Below are 25,613 nucleotides of genomic sequence, written 5' to 3'. Positions count from 1 at the left end.
AGGTCCCGTGAGGGCAAATTTCAGAAAGACAGGAAAGATCAATGTCCGATACAAAAACCGGCCACGTGAAGTGGTTTAACGAGTCCAAAGGCTTTGGCTTCATCGCTCAAGACGGTGGAAGTGACGTCTTTGTTCACTACAGTGCAATCAATGCAAGCGGTTTCCGTACCCTGACCGAAGGTCAGCAGGTGCAGTTCACCGTGACGCAGGGACCGAAAGGCCCGCAGGCGGAAAACGTAACCCCGGTTTGAGGTTACTGCTTCCGTCCTTTGCCCCTCACGGGCATGGGAAAATCAATCAGCCGGCACTCGTGCCGGCTGATTACGTCTGGAACCTGTGATTGATCACGCACCGACGGTGTCCGTAGTGGTCCGCGGAGCCGGCATCTCGGCACCGACCACTTGCGCAACCGCCGAGAAAAGAGCCTGCAACGTCGCTGAGGTGGTGTCTTCCGCCAGAGCCGCCGCACTGCAATGCCGTCCGCCCGCCATCAGGCGAATACACGCCAAGGCATTCGCATTGGTGCCCTCACCGAGTGCGAACTCGTCATAAGCCTCTACAGCAATTGAAACCCCGAACTCGCGCTCCATTGCGTCGGATACCGCTTCAACAGCACCCAAGCCACGCCCCTTCAATGACAAGGGTGTCGAACCGGAACCGACGGTGACATCGGCTTGAACGCCTTCCGAATCACGATGCAGGTCATAGGCACGCAACGCCCAATCATCATGAACCTTCAGGTAGCGATCCTCGAACAACCGGTGAATCGTAAGGGAATCGATCTCGCCACCATTGGTTTCGGCTTCCCGTTGCACCATCTTGCTGAACTCGATCTGCAACCAGCGCGGCAGGCTGATGTTGTAATCCCTCTCCAACACGTAGGCGACTCCACCCTTGCCGGACTGGCTGTTGATTCGCACTACTTCCTCGTAGCGACGCCCCACATCGAACGGGTCAATCGGCAGGTAGGCAACGTTCCAGAGTTCACCTGGTTCGCGTCGGGCCAGGCACTTGCGAATAGCATCCTGATGGCTACCGGAAAATGCTGTGAAGACCAGCTCTCCTGCATAGGGGTGACGGGGATGGGTTGAAATCTCGGTGCAGGCTTCAACCACTTCGGTGATCTCGGCCATTCCCGACAGATCAAGAGTCGGATCGATACCCTGGGAATACAGATTCATGGCCATGGTAACCAGGTCCATGTTTCCGGTGCGCTCACCGTTGCCCATCAGGGTACCTTCCACTCGGTCAGCACCCGCCATGACCGCCAGTTCGGCGGCAGCCACCGCACACCCACGGTCATTGTGGGTGTGCACACTGATGCTCAGGTGTTCGCGGCGCTGGATATTGTCGCAAATCCATTCAATCTGGTCGGCAAACACATTCGGCGTTGCCATTTCCACGGTCGCAGGCAGGTTGATAATGACCGGCTGCCCCTGATCCGGACGCCAGACCTCGGTTACCGCATCCACCACTTCGGCCGCAAAGTCCAGTTCCGTTCCGGTGAAACTCTCCGGAGAATACTGGAATGTCCATTCGGTCTCCGGGTGTCGGGCCGCAATGTCGCGCACCAATCTGGCACCCTTCACGGCAATGTCCCGGATACCCGCCCGATCAAGGCCAAACACCTGCTCCCGCTGAACCGTGGAGGTTGAGTTATAGACATGGACGATGGCCCGCCTGGCGCCTTGCAGCGCCTCGTAGGTGCGTTCGATCAACTCTGGCCGGGCCTGGGTCAGAACCTGGATTTTCACATCCTCGGGGATTCGGTTTTCCTCGATGAGTTTGCGACAGAAATCAAAGTCGGGCTGACTGGCGGCCGGAAACCCAATCTCGATTTCCTTGAAACCAAGCTTGACCAGCAGGTCAAACAACCGTTGTTTTTGGGCCACCGTCATCGGCTTGACCAGCGCCTGATTACCATCCCGAAGATCAACCGCGCACCAGGTCGGAGCGGTTTCGATGACTTTGTCAGGCCAGCGGCGATCGGTTTTTCCTACGGGCTTGAAAGCAACGTATTTACGGTAATCAAAAGCCATTTGAGTCAGTCCTTGCGGTTACCAATGGAGAGTCTTGCAATAGTTTTAATAGGTTAACGTTAAAACGCGAGCATATGATTGCTATTTCAGCCCCTCAGGACTATTTTTAGCTATATCATGCTTATTACCTCACGGAAATTGACATTATATGGCCGGAAAACAAGAAAGACTTATTAAAATCGATAAAACCGACCGCCGAATCCTTGAGCAGGTACAGCAGAACGGCTCGCTGACCAACCAGGAGCTCGCTGACAAGGTGGGACTTTCGCCCTCCCCCTGCCTGCGTCGCGTCAGGGCTCTGGAGGACGCGGGCATCATCGTCCGTACGGTCACCATTCTGGACCACAAGAAGCTTGGCCTGTCCCTTACCGCCATTATCCTGATCGGTATGGACCGGCATACACCGGAGCGGTTCTCCGCTTTCGAAGAGCAGGTCGCCCAATACCCGGAGGTGCAGGAGTGTTACCTCATCACCGGTCAGGACGCCGATTACATGCTGAAGGTTGTGGTGCCTGACATGGATCACTACCACCACTTCCTGTTGAACCGGATTACGCGGATTCAGGGTGTCAGTGGCGTACATTCCAGCTTCGTTCTGAGAAGGGTCATAGACAGCACCTCGCTTCCTCTGGGCTACCTGACCTGAGAGCACGAACAAGTCACTCTGGCTGCCGGCATCGCAGGGCAGGCAGCCAACATCGCCGTTTCGTCGCTCCCCGTCTGTACCTTGGCAGGCTGGCTCCGTACAATAACGACCTCTTTATGATAAACAGAGCCTGCGCAGGCTTCGGCGGACCATTCACCGCCTGTCGATTAGGCTGACAACCCCCTGATTTGAACCAAACGGAAGACACGATGCGAGCAAGCCGCTACCTGATTGCAACCCAGAAAGAGACACCGGCAGACGCCGAGATTATCAGCCACCAGCTCATGCTGCGTGCCGGCATGATCCGCAAACTTGCGGCCGGACTCTACACCTGGCTGCCAATGGGCTTGCGGACGCTACGCAAGGTTGAGCGAATTGTTCGTGAAGAGATGGACAAGAGCGGAGGCCAAGAAGTGCTGATGCCGGCGGTCCAGCCCGCGGAACTGTGGGAAGAGTCCGGGCGCTGGACCCAATACGGTGGCGAACTGCTGCGCATGCAGGACCGCCACGGGCGGGATTTCTGTTTTGGCCCGACCCACGAAGAAGTGATTACCGACCTGATCCGTAACGAGCTGAACAGCTACAAGGAGCTGCCGGCCAACTTCTACCAGATCCAGACCAAGTTCCGGGATGAGCGCAGGCCCCGTTTCGGTGTCATGCGGGCCCGGGAATTCATCATGAAGGATGCCTATTCGTTTCACCTAAACGGCGAATCGCTGGATGAAACCTACCAGGTCATGCACCGCACCTACTGCGCCATTTTTGACCGCTTGGGGCTGGATTACCGTCCGGTCCAGGCCGATTCCGGAGCCATTGGCGGCAGCGCGTCCCACGAATTCCACGTACTGGCTTCCTCCGGCGAGGACGACATCGTGTTCAGCACCGACAGTAGCTATGCCGCCAATATTGAGAAAGCCGAGGCGGTGACACCGACTGGCGAACGGGCAGCTCCGTCCGAAGAACTGAAGGAAGTCTCCACGCCGGGGCAGCGGACGATTGAAGCCATTTCCGAATTCCTAGGCGTGGATGCTACCCGCACCGTCAAAACGCTGTTGGTTAAAGCCGAGGCGGACGAAGGCGAAGACGCCGGCCTCATCGCCCTGATCCTGCGCGGCGATCACAGCCTGAATGAAATCAAGGCCGAAAACCTTGCCGGCGTTGCGGAACCACTGACCATGGCCACGGATGAGGAAATCGAGAAGGTAGTAGGCTGCAAGGCCGGCTCGATTGGTCCGGTGAATCTGAATGTGCCGATTGTAGTGGATCGCAGTGCGGCTCATCTCGCGGATTTCGTCTGCGGCGCGAACAAGGAGGACTTCCACCTGACCGGAGTGAATTGGGATCGCGATGTTGCAGCTACCCGGGTCGAGGACATCCGCAATGTTGTCGAGGGTGACCCGAGTCCGGATGGTAAAGGCACCCTGGAAATCCGCCGGGGCATTGAGGTCGGCCACATCTTCAAGCTCGGCAACAAGTACAGCCAGGCCATGAATGCCACCGTGCTCGATGAAAATGGTAAAAGCGTTGTTATGGAGATGGGGTGCTATGGTATCGGGGTTTCCCGCATCGTCGCCGCGTCCATCGAACAGAACCACGATGACAAGGGCATTATCTGGCCAGATGCGATTGCTCCTTTCCAGGTGGCGATCGTCACCCTGAACGCCCACAAGTCGGCCCCCGTTGCAGAGGCTGGCGAAAAGCTCTACGAACAACTCCGTCAGGCGGGATATGACGTACTGCTGGATGACCGCAACGAGCGCCCCGGCGTGAAGTTCGCCGACATGGAATTGATTGGCATTCCCCACCGGATTGTGGTTTCCGATCGCGGTCTCGCGGCCGGAACGCTGGAATACAAAGGACGCCGCGATGCGGACAAACAGGATATTCCGGTTGCCGAAGCCCTGCCCTTCCTGATCAACGCGTCACCGCGCAAGGGTCTCTGAAGCCGGGGCTGACGGGGTTCGTGCGGGCGCTTGCCGCCTGCACGAACCCAGGATCGCTATCCCACGACACCGGGTTCCATTTCGAGCTCCACTCCGAACTTGGCCCTAACCGTTTCCCGTATTTTTCCTGCCAACTCCAGAATGTCGCGTCCAGTACCGCCTGAATGGTTAATGAGCACCAGCGCCTGGCGATTATGAACACCGACTCGACCGTTCCGGAACCCTTTCCAGCCGCACTGGTCAATCAGCCAGGCAGCCGCAAGCTTGACGCCTTGGGGTTGCTTGTAACCAACGATATCCGGATAGGTAGACTGAAGACTTTTGTACTCGGCCGACGGCACCACGGGATTCTTGAAAAAACTGCCGGCATTGGGGATGAGGTCCGGGTCGGGCAGTTTGCGACGCCGAATGGCCATGACAGCCTCAGCGACATCCGTGGCGCTCAGCTCCGACCGGGGGCGCTCACCAAGGTACTCCTCCAGATCCCGGTAACCCAATTGCAATGGCTTGTCCCGGGAGAGCCTGAGGCGAACCTCGATGATCGCATACCGACCGGGCGACTGTTTGAACAGACTGTCCCGGTACGCAAAACGGCATTCGTTATTGGATAACCTGACCACTTCACCGGTCCTGCGGTCCAGCGCCGTGACTGACTCCAGGGTATCGCACAACTCCACACCGTACGCACCAATATTCTGAACCGGAGCCGCACCTGCGGTTCCCGGAATCAGGGCCAGGTTCTCGATCCCCCGATACCCGGCTCCGGCAGCATAGAGTACCGCTTCATGCCAGTTTTCACCGCCGCCCAGAACCAGCGTCGCCTCGTGGTTCCTGGCGTGCTCCCAATAGCGGCCACGAACACAGATCCGGATGACCAGCCCGTTGAAGTCGCCGTTAAAGACAAGGTTGCTGCCGCCGCCGAGAATCAGAACGCTGGCACTGTGGTTCGCGGCCCAGGCCAACGCCTCTTTCAACCCGTCGGCGTCCTCCACTTCCCAGTAAAAGCGGGCAACCGCAGGTACATGCAGGGTGTTGAGATCGCCAAGCTGCACATGCTCCCTGGGTTCCGCTGTCAGACTCAAGCCAGACGCTCCCGGATCTCGGCCAGCAACCCTTCTCCAGCCTCATGAATCAGATCCAGAACGAACTCGAACCCCTCTGCACCACCATAGTAGGGATCGGGCACCTCCTGATGAGAGGACTGACCGTAGCTCAGAAACAGGGCGGGACGGGTACCACCAATGCGATGCCAGACGTCGGTCACGTCCGACAGGTTCTGTTGGTCCATCACCAGAACATAATCAAAGACTTCCAGATCGTCAGCAACAAACTGACGGGCCCTCAGCGTGCTGATGTCGATACCTCGCTTGCGGGCGGCCTGCGTCGCCCGGGCATCCGGAGCCTTGCCGATATGCCAATGCCCCGTTCCGCACGAGTCGATTTCGATCCGGTCTTCCAGCCCCGATTCTTCGACCAGGGCACGGAACACGCCTTCAGCGCTGGGAGATCGACAGATATTTCCCAGACAGACAAAAAGAACCCTCACCCGCTCTGTCATCATCCTCTCCCCGAATCCAGCCACGCCCTGATCCGCTCCAGGTCTGCCTCGGTATCAACGCCGGCTGGGGGCTTCTCGGTGGCCACATCCACGTGAATAAGCGCTCCGTTGTACAGCGCCCGAAGCTGCTCCAGAGACTCGACCTTTTCGGTGGGGGCCGGAGCCCAGTTTACAAATTGCCCCAGCACACTGGCGCGGTAACCATAGATCCCGATGTGGCGGAAGTAACCGACACCATCCGGCAGCGAGATGTCTGCTCCGGCCAGCGGGTTGCTGTCCTGCCAACGATCCCGGGCCCAGGGAATCGGGGCGCGGCTGAAATAGTGGGCCATACCCTGGTGATCAAAGACGACCTTGACCACGTTGGGATTGAAGACGTGATCAACGTCATGAATACGCTCACAGAGGGTGGCTATTGCGGCATCGGGATAACGCTCGAGATTGTCTGCGACCTGATTGATCAGGGCCGGTGGAATAAGTGGTTCATCCCCCTGAACATTGACCATACGGTGATCTGCCTCAAACCCCAACTTTCGCGCAACCTCTTCCAGTCGATCGGTACCACTGGCATGATCCGGTGACGTCAGGACCACGTTGGCACCGAAACGTTCGCAGGCCGACCGAATGCGTTCATCATCTGTCGCTACGACCACCCGGGAGGCACGGCTTTCTAGCGCCCGTTCGTAAACATGCTGCACCATGGGTTTGCCGGCAATTTCTGCCAGGGGTTTCCCGGGCAATCGACTGGACGCGTATCGGGCCGGGATGACGACGGTAAAAGACATGGGCGTAGAATCCTGAGCTGGTGACTTAGCGCTTATCGAGACGCTCGTCCGTCGTGAGTGTCCGGGCTTCGCCCGCCAGCATTACCGGAATTCCCTCCCGAATCGGAAAGGCCATGGCGTCCTGATAGCAGACAAGCTCGGTGCGAGCATCATTCAGCTTCAGATCGCCCTTGCAGACCGGGCAAGCCAGCATTGCCAACAGTTTTTTATCCATGATGTTTTCTCACCAACGATTAAGAGAGTATCTGCTCGGAATCTTGCCGGATTCTGGAGAGCACGGCCCCAATGAACTCCGGATCCAAACGCGCCTGGACTGAAAACACCCAGACATTGTCTTTAGCGAAGCCTTGGCATTTCACCGCATCCTTGGCCGTGATGACAACCCACCGACCGCTCTCGGCGTCCAGGTCACTCGCCCTGAAATCATGATGATCCGGGAAAGCCGTTCCTTCGACAACCGCGCCGAGGCTTCGCAGTGTATCGAAAAACCGTTCAGGATTTCCGATTCCAGCCACAGCCCGCACGTGCCGCCCTGTGAGGTCGCTTAACGGACGGGATTCTCCGGTTTTCAGATTGGTCAGCGAAGACGGTTCGAGTGCCATGGTAAAAATTTGCGGGTGCTCAATACCCTGGAATGACTCAATGTGCCCTCCTTCCTCGAAATCACCGCCATTAACGACGACAAAGTCCACGGAGGCAAGACGGGAGACGGGCTCGCGAAGTGGTCCGACTGGAATGAGGGCTCCATTGCCCGTCCCACGGACGCCATCAAACACGGCGATTTCTATGTCCCTTGGGAGCGCGTAGTGCTGCAGGCCGTCGTCACTGATCAGAATGTCTCCGAGGCCCTGCTCGAGGGCCCAGGCGGCACCCCGCCGACGCTGGGGGTCCACTACCACCGGTGTGTTGGTAGCGCGGGCCAGCATTACCGGTTCATCCCCCGCCTGCGACGGTTCGCTGTCACCCTGCACAAGCAACGGATATTGGGCGGCTTTACCTCCATACCCGCGGCTGAGCACCACAGGACGCCATCCGGCCGCCCGGAACTCGGCCACCAGCCGTGCCGTCAGTGGAGACTTCCCGGTGCCGCCGGCAGTGATGTTGCCAACAACCACTACCGGTACCGGCAACACCTCGTCCCTGGCATCCCAGGCCTTGCGGCGGCGAGAGGCAGTGATCGCCTGAAAGATCCAGCTCAACGGGGCGAGAAACCCCAGGGGACGCCCCGTGCCATACCACAGCCGGTCGATCAGGGAACTCATGCCGATTCGCTGAACTGCATCTGATGCAACTGGGCGTAGGCACCGCCCGCTGCAAGCAACTCTTCGTGGCGGCCTGACTCAATAATTCGTCCATTGTCCATGACCAGAATCCGGTCCGCTTTCTCGATCGTGGACAGTCGATGTGCAATCACGAGCGTGGTCCGGCCTTTCATCACCGTCTCGAGAGCGTCCTGAATGTGACGCTCGGATTCTGTATCCAGAGCCGACGTTGCCTCGTCAAGAATCAACAGCGGCGCATCTTTCAGCAGTGCGCGGGCAATCGCAAGACGCTGGCGCTGACCACCGGATAGCATGACGCCATTATCACCAATCATCGTGTCCAGTCCGTCGGGCATGCGGTCAATGAATTCCAGAGCGTGGGCCTTGGCGGCCGCCTCGCGAATGTCCTCGCGGGTACAATTCCGAAGCGCACCGTAGGCGATGTTGGCGGCGATGGTGTCATTGAACAGCACAACATTCTGCGTCACCAGGGCAATCTGGGCCCGCAACGCCTTCAGAGAATAGTCTCGAAGAGAATGGTCATCAATCAGGATGTCGCCGCCGGTGTACTCGTAGAAGCGCGGCAACAGACTGACCAGAGTCGATTTTCCACTCCCGGACCGGCCAACAAGCGCCACGCTCTGCCCTGCGGGGATGGTTAGTGAAATGCCCTCCAGCACGTTGTCGAGCTGATCGCGGTACCGGAAAGAGACATCCTCAAACCGGATAGTGCCCTCGACTCTGGTCGGCGCAAAGGTGCCTGGATCCTGTTCCGGGCGCTCATCGATGGTTTCGAACACGTCGTATGCCGCGGCAACGCCCTTCTGGATCTTGGCATGAACCGACGTAACCTGCCGGATGGGCTTGGCCATGGTAGTCGCTGCAGTAATAAAGGCGACCAGTTGACCCGTGGTCATTTCACCGCGAATCTCCGGTGCAAGCATGGTCCAGACCAGCGCGGCGATGGCGATCGCCACCAGTACCTGGATAATAGGAACGCTGATCGCCTGGGTCGATGCCATCTTCAGACTTTGCTTGAGGTTGCGATCATTGACTTCGCGGAAACGTTGCTGCTCGTAGTCCTCGCCACCAAATGTCCTAACCACCCGGTAGCCGGCAATGGATTCTGACGCCACATGAGTTATGTCCCCCATGGAGCCCTGGATACGTTTGCTGATCTTGCGGAAACGCTTGCTGGCATAACTGACGACGGCGCCGATAATGGGACCGACAGCCAGGAAAATCAGTGTGAGCTTCCAGTTGGTGTACAACATAAAACCCATCAGCCCCACAATCGTCAGGCCTTCCCGAAGAGTGATGGTCACCGCATTGGTGGTCGCTTCGGCGACCTGCTCCACGTTGAACGTGAGCTTGGAAACCAGCCTACCGGCTGCGTTGTCGTCAAAATAGCGAGATGGAAGGGTCAGCAGACGATCGAAGACATCATTGCGCAGGGCATTGATTACTTGCCGACCAACGTAGTTGATGAAGTACTGGCTCATGAACGTGCCCAGCCCCCGGAAGGCAAATACCCCGACAATCACCAATGTCAGCAGCAGCCGGTTCCCCTCGGTCGGATTCTCAATGGCGGCGATCACGTACTCCATAGCCGCAGCCATGCCGGTGGATGCAGCCGCATAGATAACATTACCAACCACGGCCAGCGAGAACGCCAGCCAGAAAGGTTTCACATACGCCAACAAGCGCTTATACGTTTCCCAACTGCCGGACGGTGTTTCCAGGACCGGCGCGGGAAGCGGTTCAGTACTACTCACGGGCTCTCAGCCTCCCGCTCGGTGGTAATGCTCAGTTTGGCAAATCCGAGCCTGCCGGCAACGTCCATGGCACGTACCACAAATTCGTGGGGCGTGCGGGCATCCGCAGTGATGATGAATGGCAGCGAATTATCGCCTTCGGCCAGCTCCCGAATGCCCCGTTCCAGAGTCTCACGGCGATTGTTCACCAGCGTCCGGTCGTTCAGGATGTATTGGCCTTCCGCGTTGATCACCACGTCAATCTGTTTCACCTCTGCGGGCGACGCGGGCTCACCGCTGGCTTCCGGAAGCTCGACCTGTAGGTGGCTTTCACGGGTAAAGGTGGTCGAAACCATAAAGAAAATCAGCAGCAGGAAAACCACATCGATCAGTGGTGTCAGATCTACCGCAACCTCCTGACTTCTCTGGCGCTTGAACTTCACGATGTTCAGGCTCCTTCCACGTCGATTTCGCGGTCTCCGTGCACTACCTCAACCAGCTTGATGGCTTCCTGCTCCATACTGACCACCAGTTCGTCTACCCGGCGGATAAAGTACCGGTGAGCAATGAGGGCCGGAATCGCAACGCTGAGCCCGGCGGCGGTTGTGATAAGCGCCTCGGAAATACCACCGGCCAGATTACCGGCGTTGCCTACGCCGGCCAGCTGAATCTCGGCGAAGACCTTGATCATGCCTATAACGGTGCCCAAGAGACCCAGAAGCGGTGTGATTGTCGCCACAGTACCCAGCGGATTCAGGAACCGTTCCAGGTCGTGAATAACCTGACTCGCCTCATGCTCAATGCTCTCTTTCATGATCTCACGGCCGTGCTTGGCATTTAGCAGACCACCCGCCAGGATCCGGCCCATGGGTGAGGACCCCTGGAGCGCCTTCAGCTTGCGACCGTTGAGCTCTTTCTTCTTGATCCAGCGCCACAACTCGTTGACGGTCTGGGGTGGAGCGACCCTGGATGCGCGAAGGGTCCAGAAACGCTCCATGATGATGGCTAGCGCCAGAATGGAACACGCAACAATTGGCACCATCAAAATGCCACCGGCTTTCAACAGCTCGAACACGCTCGGTCTCCCTGATAATTTACAAGCCGCGCTACTTTAGCATAGCTGCCGTTGGAGGCCACACCCGTTATGTCACGGTATTTTGCATGCGGCCCGCGCCTGGTCGGCACCGCTGATCCAGAATGGCGCATCGTGTCGCTTTTCTTTGATGGTCAGGCTGTTATGGGCAATGGCCAGAACCAGCATGCCGGAACAGGCAGTACTGAAGGATCGACTACCCAGGGCCCGGTAGCGGGCTGTCACCGTTGGATGGGGATGCCCGAATCGATGGCGGTACCCCGCCGAGTAAATGACCACATCCGGGCTCAGCGTATCCACCCAGGCCAACGACGAAGATGTTTTGCTGCCGTGGTGGGGAGCGAGCAATACCCGGGTCGTTCTGGGCTGCGCCCGGGCAGCCTTGTTCAGGTGAGTCAGGTAGCGGGACTCTACAGCCGCACTGATATCTCCCGGAAAAACCCACTCGATGCCTGAGGCCCGGTGCTGAAGCCTCATCACACAGGACGCATCATTGCCCTGATTTGCGACCGGTGCCTGCCAATAGCTGACCTCAAGCTCTCCGAGAAACTCACTGCGGCTCAAACATGGAACCACCGGAAAACCGGACGAGGCTCCGAGCTTCGCCCAGACCTCCGCCACTTCACCCGTCACCACCTGCCCGATCACCAGCGAATCTGCCAGCAATGCCAGACCGCCGGCATGATCGCTGTCCGCGTGGCTGACCACAAGCGTGTCGATACGATGTACCCCCAAGGCTCTCAGCTCAGGCAAAAGCGTGGATTCTACCGATGAAAACACGCCGGGAACCGCAGGCCCCGTATCGTAGAGGAGCACCTTATCCCCCGAGCGCACCAGTACCGCCAATCCCTGCCCCACATCCCAGATCCGTACTTCGGGCTTGGACACGGGGATGTTGGTCGACGGCGCCGGCAACCAGGATAATCCCAGCCATGAGAGGATGGCGATGATCCCGGCCACACGATAACCACGCAATGGCATACAGATCATTGCGAGAACAAGGAACGCCAACACAACGACCTCCAGCGACCCTGCGCGGAGATCCGGTGACGGCAACTGCGCCAATGCAGAGAGCAAGTACCAGAGCACGTCCAGTACCGCATCGAATGCAACAGTCACGACGCCGGAAACAATGGGCACAGCTGCCGTCAGCAGTCCGCCTATAACCAGGACAGGCATTACCACTGTGGAAACCAGCGGAATGGCAATCAGGTTTGCCAACCCGCCAATCAGGGGCTGCCCCTGCCCAAACACCTGAAGCACCGGCCAGAGCCCCGCGAACACTGCACACTGAGCAACCAGCAGTGCCCGGAACCACCCGGATACGCCAAGGGAACCGGCAAAGGCGCAGATCAACACCGACACAGCACCGAACGAGAGCCAAAAGCCTTGATCCAGGGGGGCAAATGGGTCCAGAAACAGAATCGTGGCCAGTGCAAGGACCAGCGAATGCCATGCCGGTCTCTGCCGGGCGAACAGCAATGACCAGCCACCAACCATCACCATCAGCAAGGCTCGGCGGGTCGGGACCGTGAAGCCTGCAGCCAGCGCGTACACCAGACAACACAGCATCACTGCCCCGAATAAAAGTCGACGCCGAGCCGCTTCCCCCAGGTGCGACACTGGCAGGACCAGCAATAACCGCTGGAAAACCAATCCCGCGCCGAGCGCAATCAGCCCCAGATGAAGGCCTGAGATGGCAACGAGGTGCACCGTTCCGGTTGCCTGAAGAATCTGCCAGTGGGCATCCGTCATATTGCCCCGATAGCCCACCAGCAGCGAGGCAATCAGCGGCAGGTGTTCGGCATCGGCAAACCGTCTCTCAACCCAGCGGGCCAGTTCAGTGTGGGCCCGACTGTAGTGACAATGGAGACCACAAAGGACTGAGTCGTCCGGTTCGGCAGCGCGCACCGTACCTGTGGCACGGTAGCCTTTGCGGAACAGCCAGTCCTCGTAACGAAACCCCTGGTCATTGAGGGTTCCGTGGGGCCGTTTCAGGACAACGTCGAGCATGAGCCGATGAGCGGGCAGCTTTGACACCTTCGCCCCGTACCAGGCGAGCCGAACCATTCGGGGCATTGGACGCGCCGCAGCCTTTTGCTTTGGCAGGCCATGCCAACCCGTGACACAAAGACTGAAACGCAGGCTGTGAAAGTTCCCGGGCGAGGGCACGTCACACACGTAACCGGACACCGAGACCTTTCGGCCCTCGAACTCCGACGGCAAATGCTCGCTTAAGCGTTGGCTCGCGTGCCAACCTGCCCAGCCTGTGCCAGCACTCAGTGCAAGAATCACAAAGGCGCCGCGCCGGACGATGCCGGAGCGGGATAGCAGTGCAATGCAAAAAGAAGTGATAAAGCCCACCAGGAACCATTCTGGTGGTGGCAACATCGACAACCGATACAGTAAGATAACGCCGCAAGAGAAGGCGAAAACGCCCGCAACTGCTAGACCGTGCCCACCAAGGGGCCGGCCTTGAATGTTTGAACTTCCGGACAATCCTTGTCCTCCCGGTTTGAGATATCACCGGCAGCATCCTTGCTACCGGGTTTTACACTCTTTCGACAGGCAGAGCTTCCAATGCCAAAGAAGTTCATGAAACGCTATCTGCCAACACCAGAGAAGGTGCAAGCGATGAAATCGCTGCGCTTCCTTGGCGATATCCTTCATGAACCAAACTTGTGGCACATAAACCGACACAGCGTCGCCCGCGCCTTCCTGGTCGGCATCTGGTTCTGTTTCATTCCGATGCCCTTCCAGATGCTCGGCGCTACCCTCTTCGCCATCTGGTTCAATGCCAATCTGCCGCTTTCCGTAGTGCTGGTGTGGATCAGCAACCCGGTTACCATGCCGCCGATTTTCTACTTCAACTACAAAATCGGCGCCTGGATCCTTAACCGCCCCGTACTGAACTTCGAATTCGAGCTTTCCTGGGCCTGGATCAGCGAACGGCTACTGGACATTGGTATTCCGCTCTACCTCGGATCACTGATCATCGCCACCGTATCAGCCTGCGTGGCTTACCTCGTGATCCAGTTTCTCTGGCGTCGGAAGATTCGCTCGGATTGGCAGGTACGGCGCCTGGAGCGGATCAGGCGCCGCGGGACCGCGGATCAACCTTCCTGAATCAGCCGCCCCTGCTCCAGTCGCAAAACCCGGCCGAGGCTTCGGGCCATCCTCATATCGTGGGTCACCATAACGAATGAGATACCCAATTGATCGCGAAGAGATTCGATCAGTTCACGCACGCCTTCACCGGTGTGCTCGTCCAGATTACCAGTCGGCTCATCCATCAGGACGCATTGCGGCTCGTTGACCAGCGCCCGGGCAATGGCAACACGCTGACGCTCCCCCCCGGAGAGCTCACCCGGCTTGTGGGCCAGGCGCTCCGCCAGCCCGACCCGGGACAGCAGTTCTTTCGCCTTTTCCCTGGCATTACTGACTGCCATGCCACCAAGTGCACAGGGCATCATGACGTTCTCCAACGCGGAGAATTCCGGCAACAGATGATGAAACTGGTAAACAAAACCCAGATGGCGATTGCGGAAACGCGCCCTACCTGCCTCGGAAAGCCGGTGAATGTCTTCTCCGCAGATGGTGATCTGTCCGGATGAAGGGCGATCCAGCCCCCCGAGCAGATTCAGCAGGGTCGTTTTGCCGGCACCACTGCTACCGACGATGGCAACTGTCTCTCCCGCCGCAACCTCCAGGGAGATATCGGAGAAGATGGTCAGTTTCTCCGGCCCCTCGGTGTAGGTCCGTGTGACCTGACGACAATCGATCACCGGCCCCGACTCCTCTGACATCACGCTTTCCTTATTCATATCGCAGTGCCTCCGCCGGATCGACTCTCGATGCTCGCCACGCAGGATAGACAGTGGCCAGCAGGCTCATGGCAAGACCGGCTCCACTGATGATATAGACATCCTGCCACTGCAACTGGGAGGGCAGATAACTGATGAAATACACATCGGCGCTCAGGAACTGGTGTCCCAAAGCGTCTTCCAGCCAGGAGATGAAGCCGCTGATGTTCAAGGCGCCAACCACCCCGAGCGTTGTGCCGATCAATGTTCCGAACACTCCGATAACCGCGCCCTGAACAATGAAGATTCGCATGATTCGCCCGGGCGTGGCGCCCATGGTTCGCAGAATCGCGATATCTGCGGTTTTGTCAGTCACTACCATCACCAACGTCGAGACAATGTTGAACGCAGCCACTGCGACGATAAACATCAACAGCAAGCCGATCATGGTCTTTTCCATCCGGATGGCCTGGAATAGATTGCCATGGGTCCGCGTCCAGTCGGAGATGTAATAACGTCCCTCCAGCATTCGCGCCGCCTGCTCTGCTACCTTGGGAGCGGCAAACAGGTCGTCCACCAGCAGCCTCACTCCGAGGGCCTTGCCCCCTGTACGCATCAGCTTGGAGGCATCATCCATGTGCACGAGCGTGTAGTTGCCATCCAGTTCGGCGCCCACACTGAAAATGCCTTTGACGGTGAATCGCTTGAGCCTGGGCAACACGCCTGCCGGCGTTACCGAGGCTTCCGGCAGGACCACGGTTACTTTGTCGCCCATCTTGAGCCGAAGACTGGCTGCCATCAGGCGGCCGATGATGATGCCGAACTCACCCGACCGGAGATTGTCCAGACTGCCCTCGATCATGTGTTTCTCAATGATCGAAACCGTCTTCTCCTCCTCAGGCAACACGCCATTGAGCATGACACCACGAACATTGCCACCGCCGGTGACCATGCCCTGCCCCTGAATAAACGGGGCAGCAGCCAGCACACGCGGATGCTCCTGAACCTGCTGATCGACTGATTCCCAGTCCTGGAGCGGTCCGGAGCCCTCAATGACTGCGTGGGGAACCATGCCGAGGATCCGCTGTTTGAGTTCCCGATCGAATCCGTTCATGACCGAAAGCACGATGATCAACACCGCGACACCCAGCATCAGGCCAATCATGGAAGTTAGTGATATAAAGGAGATAAAGTGATTACGACGTTTGGCCGCGGTGTACCGCAAGCCGATGTAAAACGATAAGGGTCTGAACATGGGGAGGCGCCTGTCGCTACCTTCAGGTCTGTCGTGGTCTGGTTTTCCCAACCGTCTTCCAGCGACGGGGGAAACTGCTAAACTGTTCTATATCAATGAAATTTCTGTTTCCGGAGCCAGGATGCCGTCACACAATACGCCCAGCGAACCGGTGGAGTATACCTCCGAACGCCGGGATTTCTTCCGTATCGAAGATCGAATCGGCCTGGAAATCCGAAGGCTTCCATCGCAAGCATCGCCCGAGGAAGGCGCCTTTGACGGCGACCACCTTGAAAGTCTGAAAGCCGAGTTCCGTCGACTGGATCAGGACATAAGGACCCAGCTTGCCAGCCTCGCTGAACGAGACCGCCTTTTGACAGGATTGATCAAGTCCCTGAATGGCAAGCTGGATACGCTTGCGCGCATTATGGCCTTTGAGCAAAATCCGTTGCAACCGGAAGACTGGCAGGAGGTAACCCTGAGTGAGGGCGGGCTGGCCTTTTCCTGCGCCCCTCCGCTTTGGGCGATCGGTGATCGCCTTGCCATTCGCATGACTTTGCCCCCGGAGCTATTCCAGCCACAGGCGATCGCCCAGGTGATTGACGTGCAGCCCGACAACACTGGCGGCACAAGGGTCCATACCGAGTTCGAACGCATTCAGGACAGTGACCGCCAGCAGATTGTGCGGCATGTGATGCGCTGGCAGATTCGGCAGCGGCAAAAAGAGTAAGCTTTGGAAAAACAGGTGACTTTTGCCTGTTCTTTTAAGATATTACGCTTTATCCATGTCCTTCCGAACGAACCCCGGGAGGTACCAGGCATTAATGGAGATCACGCAATGAGAAAAAACAGAATAATACTCGGCACCCTGGCTCTGGCAGCAGCACTTACCCTCGCGCCGGCGAGCGGCCTGTTAGCCGAACAGCTCAGTATTCCGGTGGGTTCGCAGGCCGATCGCGAATTCGTCAGCACCCCGGAAACCGGTATGAGCCAGGATGCCGTCCGGGCGACCTGGGGTGAACCGCTTGAGGTGATGGGCCCCGTGGGCGAGCCACCCATCACTCAATGGCATTACCGGAACTTCATCGTTTACTTTGAGCACGACCGGGTGCTCCATGCCGTGCTCAAGCCCAATCGCTGAGCGGTAACAAAAAACAACACCTGGCAACTAGCAAATTCCCGGCACAGACCCTGACGCTGCGCCCCACCGTTAGTTAGAATGGCGGCTTTTACGACTCAAGGTGACTGTAAAGTGACATCCAGACGTGTGTTGCCCGGTGAATGGGCTCCGCAAAGTGCAGTAATGCTGACCTGGCCCCACCCGGGAACCGACTGGGCCGACGTCCTGGACCAGGTGGAGCCGGTTTTTACAGACATTGCCAAGGCCGTCCTGCGCTTCGAGCACTTGCTCATCAGCTGCGAACACGTTGTCCGGGTCCAGGAACTGGAGCGGTTTCTTAACAGCTATGCTGAGGAACACGGATTCCCCGGCCGGGTTATCGCCGTTCCAGCGCCGGCAAATGACACCTGGGCAAGGGATCATGGCCCCCTGACGGTGCAGACCGAAGACGGCCTCGCGCTCCTCGACTTTCGCTTCAATGCCTGGGGCGGCAAGTTCCAGTGGGAAAAGGACGATGCCCTCAACCGGCACCTGGCCAACGCCGGCGCCTTTGGAGCAACGCCTCTCCAGCCGGTCGACTTCGTACTGGAAGGCGGTTCGATTGAATCCGATGGCCAAGGCACCATTCTCACCACGAGCGAATGCCTGCTGACTCCAACCCGTAACCCCTCCCAGGACCGGACAGCCATCGAACGCCTCTTGGCCGAGATGCTTGGGGCAGATCGCGTTCTCTGGCTGAATCATGGCTATCTTGCCGGAGACGACACCGACAGTCATATAGACACGCTGGCCCGCTTCTGTGCGCCGGACCATATCTGTTACGTCGCCTGTTCCGATGCTGCGGATGAACACTACAGCGCCCTGGCCGCCATGGAAGAGGAGTTGCAGGAATTCCACCAGCGTGATGGCAGCGCCTACAGACTGACAGCCCTGCCGTGGCCTGATCCGATCTACGACGAGGATGGCAATCGCCTCCCCGCGACCTACGCCAATTTCCTGATTATTAACGGCGCGGTACTGGTGCCCACCTACGGGGTCGGTCAGGATGCCGAGGCCATCAACGTCCTCAAACAGGTGTTTCCGGATCGTGAAATCGTCCCCATCGACTGCCGGCCACTGATTCTCCAGCACGGGAGCCTCCATTGCGTCACCATGCAGATTCCGGCAGGAGTAGTCTCTCCATGAGCAGCATCGCCACCCCCCGATTCCTTAACCTGGCTGCGGTCCAGCAGGCCTGCACTGACGATAAGACCGCCAGCCTCGCCACAACCGAAAAGCTTGTGAGGGAGGCAGCTACCAACGGTGCGGAACTGGTTGTCCTGCAGGAACTTCACGCCACCCTGTATTTCTGCCAGACCGAAGACACCGAAGTTTTCGAACTGGCCGAACCCATTCCCGGGCCAACCAGCCAGAGGCTTTCCGATCTCGCGCGGGAACTGGGCATCGTCCTGGTTGGTTCCATTTTCGAGCGTCGGATGAACGGTGTTTATCACAACACCGCGGTCGTCTTTGAGAAGGACGGATCCCTCGCCGGCCTTTACCGTAAAATGCACATCCCGGACGACCCGGGGTTCTACGAAAAGTTTTACTTCACGCCGGGCGATGCCCAGTTCAACGACGGGCGCAGTGGTTTTACACCAATTAACACGTCCGTTGGCAAGTTGGGGGTACTGGTGTGCTGGGATCAGTGGTATCCCGAAGCCGCTCGACTGATGGCGCTGGCCGGTGCCGAGATCCTCATTTATCCAACGGCCATTGGCTGGGATGTGACAGACGACCCGGAAGAACAGGCGCGACAGTTAGAGGCCTGGGTAACCGTTCAGCGGGGACACGCCGTCGCTAACAACCTCCCGGTGGTTGCCCCGAACCGCGTCGGAACAGAACCGGACCCCTCCAAACAATCAGACGGCATCCGTTTCTGGGGCAACAGCTTCATCTGTGGCCCACAGGGCGAATTCCTTGCCCGCGCCGACGAAGAAAGCGAGTGCATTCTGTCCACCACGCTCGACCGAACCCGCAGTGAATCGATTCGCCGTATCTGGCCGTATCTGAGAGACCGTCGTATCGACGCCTACGGCGACATTCTCAAACGCGTGAGGGACTGACCCCATAATGAAAAAACTGGTCGACTCCGTTGTCAGTGAACTGAACCAGATACTGTTAGGCAAGGAACAACAGGTGCGCCTGGCTCTCTGCGGCCTGTTGGCAAGAGGTCACCTACTGATCGAAGACATTCCCGGCATGGGCAAGACCACCCTCTCCCACGCGCTTGCCAAAATCATGGGATTGTCCTATCAGCGCATCCAATTTACGAACGACCTGTTGCCGGCCGATGTACTCGGTTACTCCATGTACGACAAGGAAGCGGGCAGCCTGGTTTTTCATCCGGGCCCGATTTTCGCGCAGATTGTCCTTGCTGACGAGATAAACCGGGCCTCGCCCCGGACCCAGAGCGCGCTGCTTGAGGCCATGGAAGAAAGACAGGTGTCCATCGAGGGACAGACCCGACCTCTGCCACATCCGTTTTTCGTCATCGCGACGCAAAACCCCATAGAACAGGGCGGCACCTTTCCCTTACCGGAATCCCAGCTTGACCGTTTCCTGATGCGACTGCGCCTCGGATATCCGGATCCAAGAGCGGAACGGGAGCTGCTCGAGGGCGAAGACCGACGAGCCATGACGGAACGACTGCAGGCACTCCTGCCCCACGAGGAATTGACCACACTCCAGGAGGCTGTCAACCGCGTGAAGGCCAGCCCTGCCCTGCTCGACTATGTTCAGCGTCTGCTGGAACAGAGCCGCCGCATGCCAGGACTGCTCTATGGCCTGTCACCCCGGGCCGGGCTGGGCCTGCTGAGGGCCGCGAAGGCCTGGGCTCTCATGGAAGGGCGTCATCATGTGCTGCCCGATGACATCCAGACCGTGTTTCCTGCGGTGGCTGAGCATCGCCTTGAGCAGGGAGAGTCCGGCAAGAGCACGGAGCGGGTCCGGCAGCTCCTCGCGACGGTTTCCGTCCTTGAATAAATAGCGAAGTTTTATAAGCGGAATTGGGCAAATCGAATGGCAGGCGATCTCATTCGTGTTAGCCTTCTGCCCTTCCTCAACAGATTTGAGCCCGCCACGGGCATCATCGTCGTACCGTTTTAGCGAGAGACACACACAAATGAGCGAAACCAAACACTCCCGACTGATCATTCTTGGCTCCGGCCCCGCCGGCTACACCGCCGCGGTTTATGCAGCCCGGGCCAACCTCAATCCGACCCTGATCACCGGTATCGAGGTCGGTGGCCAGCTCACGACCACCACCGATGTAGACAACTGGCCGGGCGACAACGACGGCGTCCAGGGCCCCGAACTGATGCAGCGGATGCTCAAGCACGCAGAACGCTTCGAGACCAGTATCGTTTACGACACCATCAATGAGGCCGACCTGCGCGAACGCCCGTTCCGGCTTAAGGGCGACGGTGGCGAGTACACCTGCGATGCACTGATTATCGCAACCGGCGCATCTGCCATGTACCTGGGTCTTGACTCCGAGGAAAAGTTCAAAGGCCAGGGCGTGTCGGCCTGCGCGACCTGCGACGGTTTCTTCTACAAGAAACAGAAAGTGGCTGTGATTGGCGGCGGCAACACCGCCGTGGAAGAGGCGCTGTACCTCTCCAACATTGCCGATGAAGTCACACTGGTACACCGCCGCGACAGCCTCCGGGCAGAGAAGATCCTGCAGGACAAGTTATTCGAAAAAGCCAAGAACGGTAACGTTAAAATCGTCTGGGATCATACCCTGGACGAAGTTCTGGGCGACGGCACCGGCGTGACCGGCATGCGCATCAAGAGCACCAAAGACGATTCGACCCAGGAATTCGACCTTGCAGGCGTCTTCATTGCCATCGGCCACAAGCCGAACACCGACCTGTTCCAGGGCCAGCTCGACATGGAGAACGGCTACATCCGCATCCGCTCCGGTCTTGAAGGCATGGCGACCCAAAGCAGCATTCCGGGCGTGTTCGCGGCCGGCGACGTGGCGGACCATGTGTATCGCCAAGCCGTCACCTCGGCGGGCTTTGGCTGCATGGCGGCCCTGGACGCCGAAAAGTTCCTGGACCAACAGGACTGAACTAAACTGGCGCAGACAACTCAATAGTTTGCGGCGGCCGTCGGGAGTCACTACCTGACGGCCAATATCACCAAGCGAAGCACTGCAGGCAAACTGCGACATTGGAGCCGGATGACCTCACTACCCTGGCTTGACCCGGAACAACTCTGGTTCCCGCCCGCGGATGAAGCACTGGACGATCCTGACGGCTTGCTGGCGCTGGGCGGCGACCTGTCTACTGAACGACTCCTTCTTGCCTACAGAAACGGCATCTTTCCCTGGTACAGCGATGACCAACCGATTCTCTGGTGGTCCCCGGACCCCCGCTGCGTCCTCGTTCCTCACGACATCCATGTCTCCCGCAGTTTGCGGCGCACGCTGAATCAAGGGCGGTTCAGCGTCACGGCAGACCAGGCGTTTGGTCGCATCATCCGATTGTGCGCAACAACACGGGCTGAAGGCACATGGATCACGGAGGACATGATCGCCAGCTACTCCGAGCTTCACAGGCAGGGGTACGCCCACTCGATCGAGGTATGGAACCGCGCCGGGGAGCTGGCCGGAGGCATGTACGGACTGGCCATTGGCCAGTGTTTTTTCGGCGAATCCATGTTTTCGCTCGAAACCAACGCGTCAAAGGTCCTGATGGTTCACCTTGCCAATCAGCTCAGGGAATGGGACTACAAAATGATGGACTGCCAGGTGGAGAGCCGTCATCTGCTCACGATGGGCGCCCGTAGTATTCCCAGAAGCGAGTTTTTATCTATACTCAGGGCATGTGTGGGTAGTGAGCCGGCCCGACACAACTGGACATTTAACTGGCGATGGTCTGGTCCGGAGGTTTGAATGAGCAATCTGAGAACATTGGTGTTCTTCGCAACGCCACCTCATGACTGCAGCTACCTCCCGGACCGGGAAGCGACCACGATGTTTGTCGATCCGAGGGCCCATATAGACAAGAAGCTTTATAGCCAGCTGACTGCCCTCGGCTTCCGCCGTAGTGGTTCCCATTACTATCGGCCCCACTGCGAAAGCTGCAATGCCTGTATTCCGGTTCGCCTGAGGGTGGACGACTTCGAACCCGACAGAAACCAGAAACGTGTGGTACGGAAGAATCAGGACCTCGAACTAAATCTGGTGCCGGCCAGCTTTAGCGAACAGCATTACCGGCTTTATAGCGAATACATTGAGCAACGCCATAAGGACGGTGATATGTACCCGCCGTCGAGGGAACAGTTCATCTCGTTTCTTGTGGATGGCGCCACGGATTCGTGGTTTCTGGAAATTCGGCTGGAGAACGAGCTGGTCGGCCTCGCCGCCATCGACATGCTCGACGATGGCCTTTCCGCCATCTATACCGTTTTCAAGCCGGCACTCCAGCACCGGAGCCTCGGCACTTACGCTATCCTCTGGCAAATAGACGAGGCAAAACGTAGGGGGTTGCCCCACCTGTACCTGGGGTACTGGATCCGCGAGTGCCGGAAAATGAACTACAAGACCCGCTTCAAACCTATCGAGGCGCTGCGCGATGGGCACTGGCGGATCATTGATTTGAACTGACTTTTGCCAAATGCCGATAATTCAGGCAGAATTGCGCAATTTAAAATCACGAGAAGTACATTCCAAGAGAGGTTTCTACTGAATGGCGAAATCAGATGTCATTGAAATGGAAGGCGTTATTATCGACACCCTTCCAAATACCATGTTCCGTGTTGAACTCAGCAACGGCCACGTGGTGACTGCTCATATTTCCGGAAAGATGCGTAAAAACTACATCCGTATTCTGACCGGCGACAAGGTCAAGGTTGAGCTGACTCCCTACGACCTGAGCAAGGGCCGCATTGTGTACCGCGCCCGTTAAGGCTGCCTGACATCTGAAAAGCCCCGAAAATCGGGGCTTTTTTTGTTTTTACCGGTCAGAATCAGAACGGGCCAAAAAAAACCGCTGCCGGATTCGCAGCGGTTTTTCTGTTGGTTATGAAAATACCGGAGACTAGACGGCTTCTGCGGGCTCGTCCTCGTAATCAAACACCAGCTCGTCATCACGCAGATGGATGTAGACATCCCCACCCTTCTCGGACAGCCGGCCGAACAATATCTGTTCTGCCAGCGGACGCTTGATCTTGTCCTGAATCAGTCGCGACATCGGGCGGGCACCCATGGTTACATCGTAACCCTTGTCAGCCAACCAGACCTTGGCATCCTCATCCACGTGCAAGACAACGTGTTTCTCGTCAAGTTGCGCCTGCAACTCGGTGAGGAACTTGTCGACCACATGGGTGATGGTTGCCTTCTGCAGATCGGCAAACTGGATGATGCCATCGAGCCGGTTGCGGAATTCCGGCGTGAAGGTCTTGGTGATGATTTCCATGCCATCCGTGCTGTGGTCCTGCTCGTTGAAACCAATTGAGCGGCGGGCCATGCTTTCAGCACCGGCATTGGTGGTCATCACAAGGATCACGTGGCGGAAATCCGCCTTCCGGCCATTGTTGTCGGTCAGCGTACCGTGGTCCATGACCTGCAGCAGCAGATTGAACACTTCCGGATGAGCCTTCTCGATCTCGTCCAGAAGCAGCACACAATGCGGATGCTTGTTCACTGCTTCGGTCAACAGTCCGCCCTGGTCATACCCCACGTAGCCCGGAGGTGCGCCAATGAGTCGGGACACGGTGTGCCGCTCCATGTACTCGGACATGTCGAAACGAACCAGCTCGATGCCCAGCACCTTGGCCAACTGTTTGGTGACCTCGGTCTTGCCCACGCCGGTGGGACCTGCGAACAGGAACGCACCTTCCGGTTTTTCCGGGGCCTTCAACCCAGCTCTGGCCAGCTTGATTGCCGTGGACAACGATTCAATGGCCGGATCCTGTCCAAAGACCACCATCTTGAGATCACGCTCAAGATTACGCAGCAGATCCTTGTCACTGGTGGAGACGTTCTTGGGCGGAATGCGGGCAATATTTGCAACCACATCCTCGATGTCTGACACGTCAATCGCTTTCTTCCGCTTGTTCTCCGGCTGCAGACGCTGCCGCGCTCCTGCCTCATCAATCACATCGATGGCCTTGTCCGGCAGATGGCGATCCGTAATGTATCGGTCCGCCAGTTCGGCGGCCACACGCAGGGCCTTGTCGGTATACTTCAGGTCGTGATGCTTCTCGAAGTTCGGCTTGAGGCCCTTCAGAATCTGGTAGGTATCCTCGACACTCGGCTCGTTGACATCGATTTTCTGGAACCGTCGGGCCAACGCACTGTCCTTCTCGAAAATTCCACGGAATTCCTGGAAGGTCGTAGAGCCGATACAACGGATCTCGCCTGAGCTCAGCATGGGTTTCAGCAGGTTGGACGCATCCATAACTCCGCCGGATGCCGAGCCCGCCCCAATGATGGTGTGAATCTCATCAATGAACAGAATGGCGTGCTTTTCTTTCTTCAGCTCCGCCAACAGGCCCTTAAGCCGCTTCTCGAAGTCACCACGGTACTTGGTTCCCGCCAACAAGGCACCCAGATCCAGTGAGTACACCACCGCATCCGAGATGATTTCAGGAACCTGGCCGTCCACGATCCGTTTTGCAAGCCCTTCGGCGATAGCCGTCTTGCCGACGCCCGCCTCACCAACCAGCAGCGGATTGTTCTTCCGCCGACGGACCAAAATCTGAACAACACGCTCAACCTCATGCTCCCGACCGATCAGCGGATCGATCCGTCCCTGACGGGCCTGCTCATTCAGGTTGGTTGCGTAGCTTTCCAGCGGCTTGGAGTGACCGCCCTCTTCGCCAGCCTCATCCGGGGCCGCCTGATCGTGGCCCTCCTGATCTTCTGCGCCCTGAACCCGGGAAATACCGTGAGAGACAAAATTGACCACGTCAATGCGGGCAATGCTCTGCTTTTTCAGGACGTAGACCGCCTGGCTCTCTTGCTCACTGAAGATCGCCACCAGGACATTCGCCCCGGTCACTTCTTTCTTGCCGGAGGACTGGACGTGAAATACAGCCCTCTGGAGCACTCGCTGGAAGCCCAGAGTCGGCTGGGTTTCGCGCTCACTGTCGTTACTGGGGATCAACGGCGTAGTGGAATCGACAAACTCCACCAGTTCCTCCTGAAGCCTCTGGAGATCCGCCCCACAGGCTTTCAGAACGCCCACAGCCGATTCATTGTCTAGCAGGGCCAACAGCAGATGCTCGACGGTCATGAATTCATGACGTTTGTCCCGGGCACTTTTGAAGGCCGTATTCAGCGTAATTTCAAGATCTTTGCTCAGCATGGGCCACCCCAACGTC

General features: G+C 57.9%; 26 protein-coding genes. 13 read left to right on the top strand and 13 right to left on the bottom strand.

The features are described from left to right. Positions 1 to 41: 41 nt before the first annotated feature. Complete coding sequence (locus QQF73_RS08190; protein ID WP_008169155.1) at positions 42 to 251, top strand: cold-shock protein; 210 nt, start codon at positions 42 to 44, stop codon at positions 249 to 251. A gap of 93 nt (positions 252 to 344) precedes the next feature. Here the strand turns inward: QQF73_RS08190 and leuA are convergent, their stop codons facing one another. Further along, positions 345 to 2,039, bottom strand: a complete 1,695-nt coding sequence (leuA, locus tag QQF73_RS08185; RefSeq protein ID WP_285367835.1) for a 2-isopropylmalate synthase — start codon at positions 2,037 to 2,039, stop codon at positions 345 to 347. A gap of 148 nt (positions 2,040 to 2,187) precedes the next feature. On the opposite strand from leuA, the gene QQF73_RS08180 reads away from it, so the two are divergent. Continuing rightward, positions 2,188 to 2,685, top strand: coding sequence for an Lrp/AsnC family transcriptional regulator (locus QQF73_RS08180; protein WP_219865984.1), 498 nt, complete (start codon positions 2,188 to 2,190; stop codon positions 2,683 to 2,685). Positions 2,686 to 2,894: 209 nt separating this feature from the next. Further along, complete coding sequence (locus QQF73_RS08175; RefSeq protein ID WP_219865985.1) at positions 2,895 to 4,628, top strand: proline--tRNA ligase; 1,734 nt, start codon at positions 2,895 to 2,897, stop codon at positions 4,626 to 4,628. Positions 4,629 to 4,684: 56 nt separating this feature from the next. Here the strand turns inward: QQF73_RS08175 and murB are convergent, their stop codons facing one another. From murB to QQF73_RS08130, 9 genes are all read right to left on the bottom strand, one after another. Continuing rightward, a complete protein-coding gene (gene murB, locus QQF73_RS08170) occupies positions 4,685 to 5,710 on the bottom strand; it encodes a UDP-N-acetylmuramate dehydrogenase (protein WP_219865986.1) in 1,026 nt (341 codons plus the stop codon). Then, positions 5,707 to 6,186, bottom strand: coding sequence for a low molecular weight protein-tyrosine-phosphatase (locus QQF73_RS08165; protein ID WP_219865987.1), 480 nt, complete (start codon positions 6,184 to 6,186; stop codon positions 5,707 to 5,709). Before QQF73_RS08165 ends, murB begins: the two co-directional genes overlap by 4 nt. After that, positions 6,186 to 6,971, bottom strand: coding sequence for a 3-deoxy-manno-octulosonate cytidylyltransferase (kdsB, locus tag QQF73_RS08160; RefSeq protein WP_285367833.1), 786 nt, complete (start codon positions 6,969 to 6,971; stop codon positions 6,186 to 6,188). The genes QQF73_RS08165 and kdsB overlap by 1 nt, the downstream gene beginning before the upstream one ends. A 25-nt stretch (positions 6,972 to 6,996) precedes the next feature. Then, a complete protein-coding gene (locus QQF73_RS08155; RefSeq protein ID WP_219865989.1) occupies positions 6,997 to 7,185 on the bottom strand; it encodes a Trm112 family protein in 189 nt (62 codons plus the stop codon). A gap of 19 nt (positions 7,186 to 7,204) precedes the next feature. Then, positions 7,205 to 8,233 carry a tetraacyldisaccharide 4'-kinase gene (gene lpxK, locus QQF73_RS08150; RefSeq protein WP_219865990.1) on the bottom strand — a complete coding sequence of 343 codons (1,029 nt, stop codon included), beginning with the start codon at positions 8,231 to 8,233 and terminating at the stop codon, positions 7,205 to 7,207. Further along, positions 8,230 to 10,008, bottom strand: a complete 1,779-nt coding sequence (gene msbA / locus QQF73_RS08145; RefSeq protein WP_285367831.1) for a lipid A export permease/ATP-binding protein MsbA — start codon at positions 10,006 to 10,008, stop codon at positions 8,230 to 8,232. Before msbA ends, lpxK begins: the two co-directional genes overlap by 4 nt. Next, positions 10,005 to 10,430 (bottom strand): ExbD/TolR family protein, encoded by a 426-nt coding sequence (locus QQF73_RS08140; RefSeq protein WP_219865991.1) that lies wholly within the window; start codon positions 10,428 to 10,430, stop codon positions 10,005 to 10,007. Before QQF73_RS08140 ends, msbA begins: the two co-directional genes overlap by 4 nt. A gap of 5 nt (positions 10,431 to 10,435) precedes the next feature. Continuing rightward, positions 10,436 to 11,062: a MotA/TolQ/ExbB proton channel family protein gene (locus QQF73_RS08135; protein WP_219865992.1), complete on the bottom strand. Its 627-nt coding sequence runs from the start codon at positions 11,060 to 11,062 to the stop codon at positions 10,436 to 10,438. 72 nt (positions 11,063 to 11,134) lie between these two features. Beyond that, a complete protein-coding gene (locus QQF73_RS08130; RefSeq protein ID WP_285367830.1) occupies positions 11,135 to 13,471 on the bottom strand; it encodes a DNA internalization-related competence protein ComEC/Rec2 in 2,337 nt (778 codons plus the stop codon). A 189-nt stretch (positions 13,472 to 13,660) separates the two neighbouring features. On the opposite strand from QQF73_RS08130, the gene QQF73_RS08125 reads away from it, so the two are divergent. Further along, positions 13,661 to 14,206: a DUF2062 domain-containing protein gene (locus QQF73_RS08125; RefSeq protein ID WP_219865994.1), complete on the top strand. Its 546-nt coding sequence runs from the start codon at positions 13,661 to 13,663 to the stop codon at positions 14,204 to 14,206. Here QQF73_RS08125 and lolD read toward each other — a convergent pair. Together lolD and QQF73_RS08115 are read right to left on the bottom strand one after the other, a co-directional pair. Continuing rightward, entirely contained in the window at positions 14,194 to 14,904 is a 711-nt protein-coding gene (gene lolD / locus QQF73_RS08120; protein ID WP_219865995.1) for a lipoprotein-releasing ABC transporter ATP-binding protein LolD, read from the bottom strand. The two genes, QQF73_RS08125 and lolD, sit on opposite strands and share 13 nt — an antisense overlap. Further along, positions 14,897 to 16,138 carry a lipoprotein-releasing ABC transporter permease subunit gene (locus tag QQF73_RS08115; protein WP_219865996.1) on the bottom strand — a complete coding sequence of 414 codons (1,242 nt, stop codon included), beginning with the start codon at positions 16,136 to 16,138 and terminating at the stop codon, positions 14,897 to 14,899. Before QQF73_RS08115 ends, lolD begins: the two co-directional genes overlap by 8 nt. Positions 16,139 to 16,259: 121 nt before the next feature. Between QQF73_RS08115 and QQF73_RS08110 the strand changes: the two genes are divergently transcribed. The 9 genes from QQF73_RS08110 (at position 16,260) to infA (ending at position 23,194) form a co-directional block, all read left to right on the top strand. Next, positions 16,260 to 16,847 (top strand): PilZ domain-containing protein, encoded by a 588-nt coding sequence (locus QQF73_RS08110; protein WP_285367829.1) that lies wholly within the window; start codon positions 16,260 to 16,262, stop codon positions 16,845 to 16,847. Between the two features lie 108 nt (positions 16,848 to 16,955). Then, positions 16,956 to 17,258, top strand: a complete 303-nt coding sequence (locus QQF73_RS08105; protein ID WP_219865998.1) for an outer membrane protein assembly factor BamE — start codon at positions 16,956 to 16,958, stop codon at positions 17,256 to 17,258. Between the two features lie 111 nt (positions 17,259 to 17,369). Continuing rightward, positions 17,370 to 18,422 carry an agmatine deiminase family protein gene (locus tag QQF73_RS08100; protein ID WP_285367828.1) on the top strand — a complete coding sequence of 351 codons (1,053 nt, stop codon included), beginning with the start codon at positions 17,370 to 17,372 and terminating at the stop codon, positions 18,420 to 18,422. Continuing rightward, a complete protein-coding gene (locus tag QQF73_RS08095) occupies positions 18,419 to 19,342 on the top strand; it encodes a carbon-nitrogen hydrolase (protein WP_285367827.1) in 924 nt (307 codons plus the stop codon). The genes QQF73_RS08100 and QQF73_RS08095 overlap by 4 nt, the downstream gene beginning before the upstream one ends. A gap of 7 nt (positions 19,343 to 19,349) precedes the next feature. Next, positions 19,350 to 20,261, top strand: a complete 912-nt coding sequence (locus QQF73_RS08090; protein WP_219866001.1) for an AAA family ATPase — start codon at positions 19,350 to 19,352, stop codon at positions 20,259 to 20,261. A 139-nt stretch (positions 20,262 to 20,400) separates the two neighbouring features. Further along, positions 20,401 to 21,354: a thioredoxin-disulfide reductase gene (trxB, locus tag QQF73_RS08085; protein WP_219866002.1), complete on the top strand. Its 954-nt coding sequence runs from the start codon at positions 20,401 to 20,403 to the stop codon at positions 21,352 to 21,354. Positions 21,355 to 21,465: 111 nt separating this feature from the next. After that, positions 21,466 to 22,179, top strand: coding sequence for a leucyl/phenylalanyl-tRNA--protein transferase (aat, locus tag QQF73_RS08080; RefSeq protein ID WP_219866003.1), 714 nt, complete (start codon positions 21,466 to 21,468; stop codon positions 22,177 to 22,179). After that, positions 22,180 to 22,893 (top strand): arginyltransferase, encoded by a 714-nt coding sequence (locus QQF73_RS08075; protein WP_219866004.1) that lies wholly within the window; start codon positions 22,180 to 22,182, stop codon positions 22,891 to 22,893. Positions 22,894 to 22,975: 82 nt separating this feature from the next. Further along, positions 22,976 to 23,194: a translation initiation factor IF-1 gene (gene infA, locus QQF73_RS08070; protein WP_014421226.1), complete on the top strand. Its 219-nt coding sequence runs from the start codon at positions 22,976 to 22,978 to the stop codon at positions 23,192 to 23,194. A gap of 132 nt (positions 23,195 to 23,326) precedes the next feature. On the opposite strand, the gene clpA is transcribed toward infA, so the two are convergent. After that, a complete protein-coding gene (clpA, locus tag QQF73_RS08065; RefSeq protein ID WP_219866005.1) occupies positions 23,327 to 25,597 on the bottom strand; it encodes an ATP-dependent Clp protease ATP-binding subunit ClpA in 2,271 nt (756 codons plus the stop codon). Positions 25,598 to 25,613 lie beyond the last annotated feature (16 nt).

Source organism: Marinobacter albus (assembly GCF_030238305.1).
In the GTDB taxonomy this organism is placed as follows: Bacteria; Pseudomonadota; Gammaproteobacteria; order Pseudomonadales; family Oleiphilaceae; genus Marinobacter; species Marinobacter albus.
This window is presented reverse-complemented; position numbering and strand designations above follow the sequence as displayed.

Coding starts and splice junctions, on each gene's coding strand:
- QQF73_RS08190 (WP_008169155.1), top strand. CDS start 42: ATGTCCGATACAAAAACCGGCCACGTGAAGTGGTTTAACGAGTCCAAA.
- leuA (WP_285367835.1), bottom strand. CDS start 2,039: ATGGCTTTTGATTACCGTAAATACGTTGCTTTCAAGCCCGTAGGAAAA.
- QQF73_RS08180 (WP_219865984.1), top strand. CDS start 2,188: ATGGCCGGAAAACAAGAAAGACTTATTAAAATCGATAAAACCGACCGC.
- QQF73_RS08175 (WP_219865985.1), top strand. CDS start 2,895: ATGCGAGCAAGCCGCTACCTGATTGCAACCCAGAAAGAGACACCGGCA.
- QQF73_RS08165 (WP_219865987.1), bottom strand. CDS start 6,186: ATGACAGAGCGGGTGAGGGTTCTTTTTGTCTGTCTGGGAAATATCTGT.
- kdsB (WP_285367833.1), bottom strand. CDS start 6,971: ATGTCTTTTACCGTCGTCATCCCGGCCCGATACGCGTCCAGTCGATTG.
- QQF73_RS08155 (WP_219865989.1), bottom strand. CDS start 7,185: ATGGATAAAAAACTGTTGGCAATGCTGGCTTGCCCGGTCTGCAAGGGC.
- lpxK (WP_219865990.1), bottom strand. CDS start 8,233: ATGAGTTCCCTGATCGACCGGCTGTGGTATGGCACGGGGCGTCCCCTG.
- QQF73_RS08130 (WP_285367830.1), bottom strand. CDS start 13,471: ATGTTGCCACCACCAGAATGGTTCCTGGTGGGCTTTATCACTTCTTTT.
- QQF73_RS08125 (WP_219865994.1), top strand. CDS start 13,661: ATGCCAAAGAAGTTCATGAAACGCTATCTGCCAACACCAGAGAAGGTG.
- lolD (WP_219865995.1), bottom strand. CDS start 14,904: ATGAATAAGGAAAGCGTGATGTCAGAGGAGTCGGGGCCGGTGATCGAT.
- QQF73_RS08115 (WP_219865996.1), bottom strand. CDS start 16,138: ATGTTCAGACCCTTATCGTTTTACATCGGCTTGCGGTACACCGCGGCC.
- QQF73_RS08110 (WP_285367829.1), top strand. CDS start 16,260: ATGCCGTCACACAATACGCCCAGCGAACCGGTGGAGTATACCTCCGAA.
- QQF73_RS08105 (WP_219865998.1), top strand. CDS start 16,956: ATGAGAAAAAACAGAATAATACTCGGCACCCTGGCTCTGGCAGCAGCA.
- QQF73_RS08095 (WP_285367827.1), top strand. CDS start 18,419: ATGAGCAGCATCGCCACCCCCCGATTCCTTAACCTGGCTGCGGTCCAG.
- QQF73_RS08090 (WP_219866001.1), top strand. CDS start 19,350: ATGAAAAAACTGGTCGACTCCGTTGTCAGTGAACTGAACCAGATACTG.
- trxB (WP_219866002.1), top strand. CDS start 20,401: ATGAGCGAAACCAAACACTCCCGACTGATCATTCTTGGCTCCGGCCCC.
- aat (WP_219866003.1), top strand. CDS start 21,466: ATGACCTCACTACCCTGGCTTGACCCGGAACAACTCTGGTTCCCGCCC.
- QQF73_RS08075 (WP_219866004.1), top strand. CDS start 22,180: ATGAGCAATCTGAGAACATTGGTGTTCTTCGCAACGCCACCTCATGAC.
- infA (WP_014421226.1), top strand. CDS start 22,976: ATGGCGAAATCAGATGTCATTGAAATGGAAGGCGTTATTATCGACACC.
- clpA (WP_219866005.1), bottom strand. CDS start 25,597: ATGCTGAGCAAAGATCTTGAAATTACGCTGAATACGGCCTTCAAAAGT.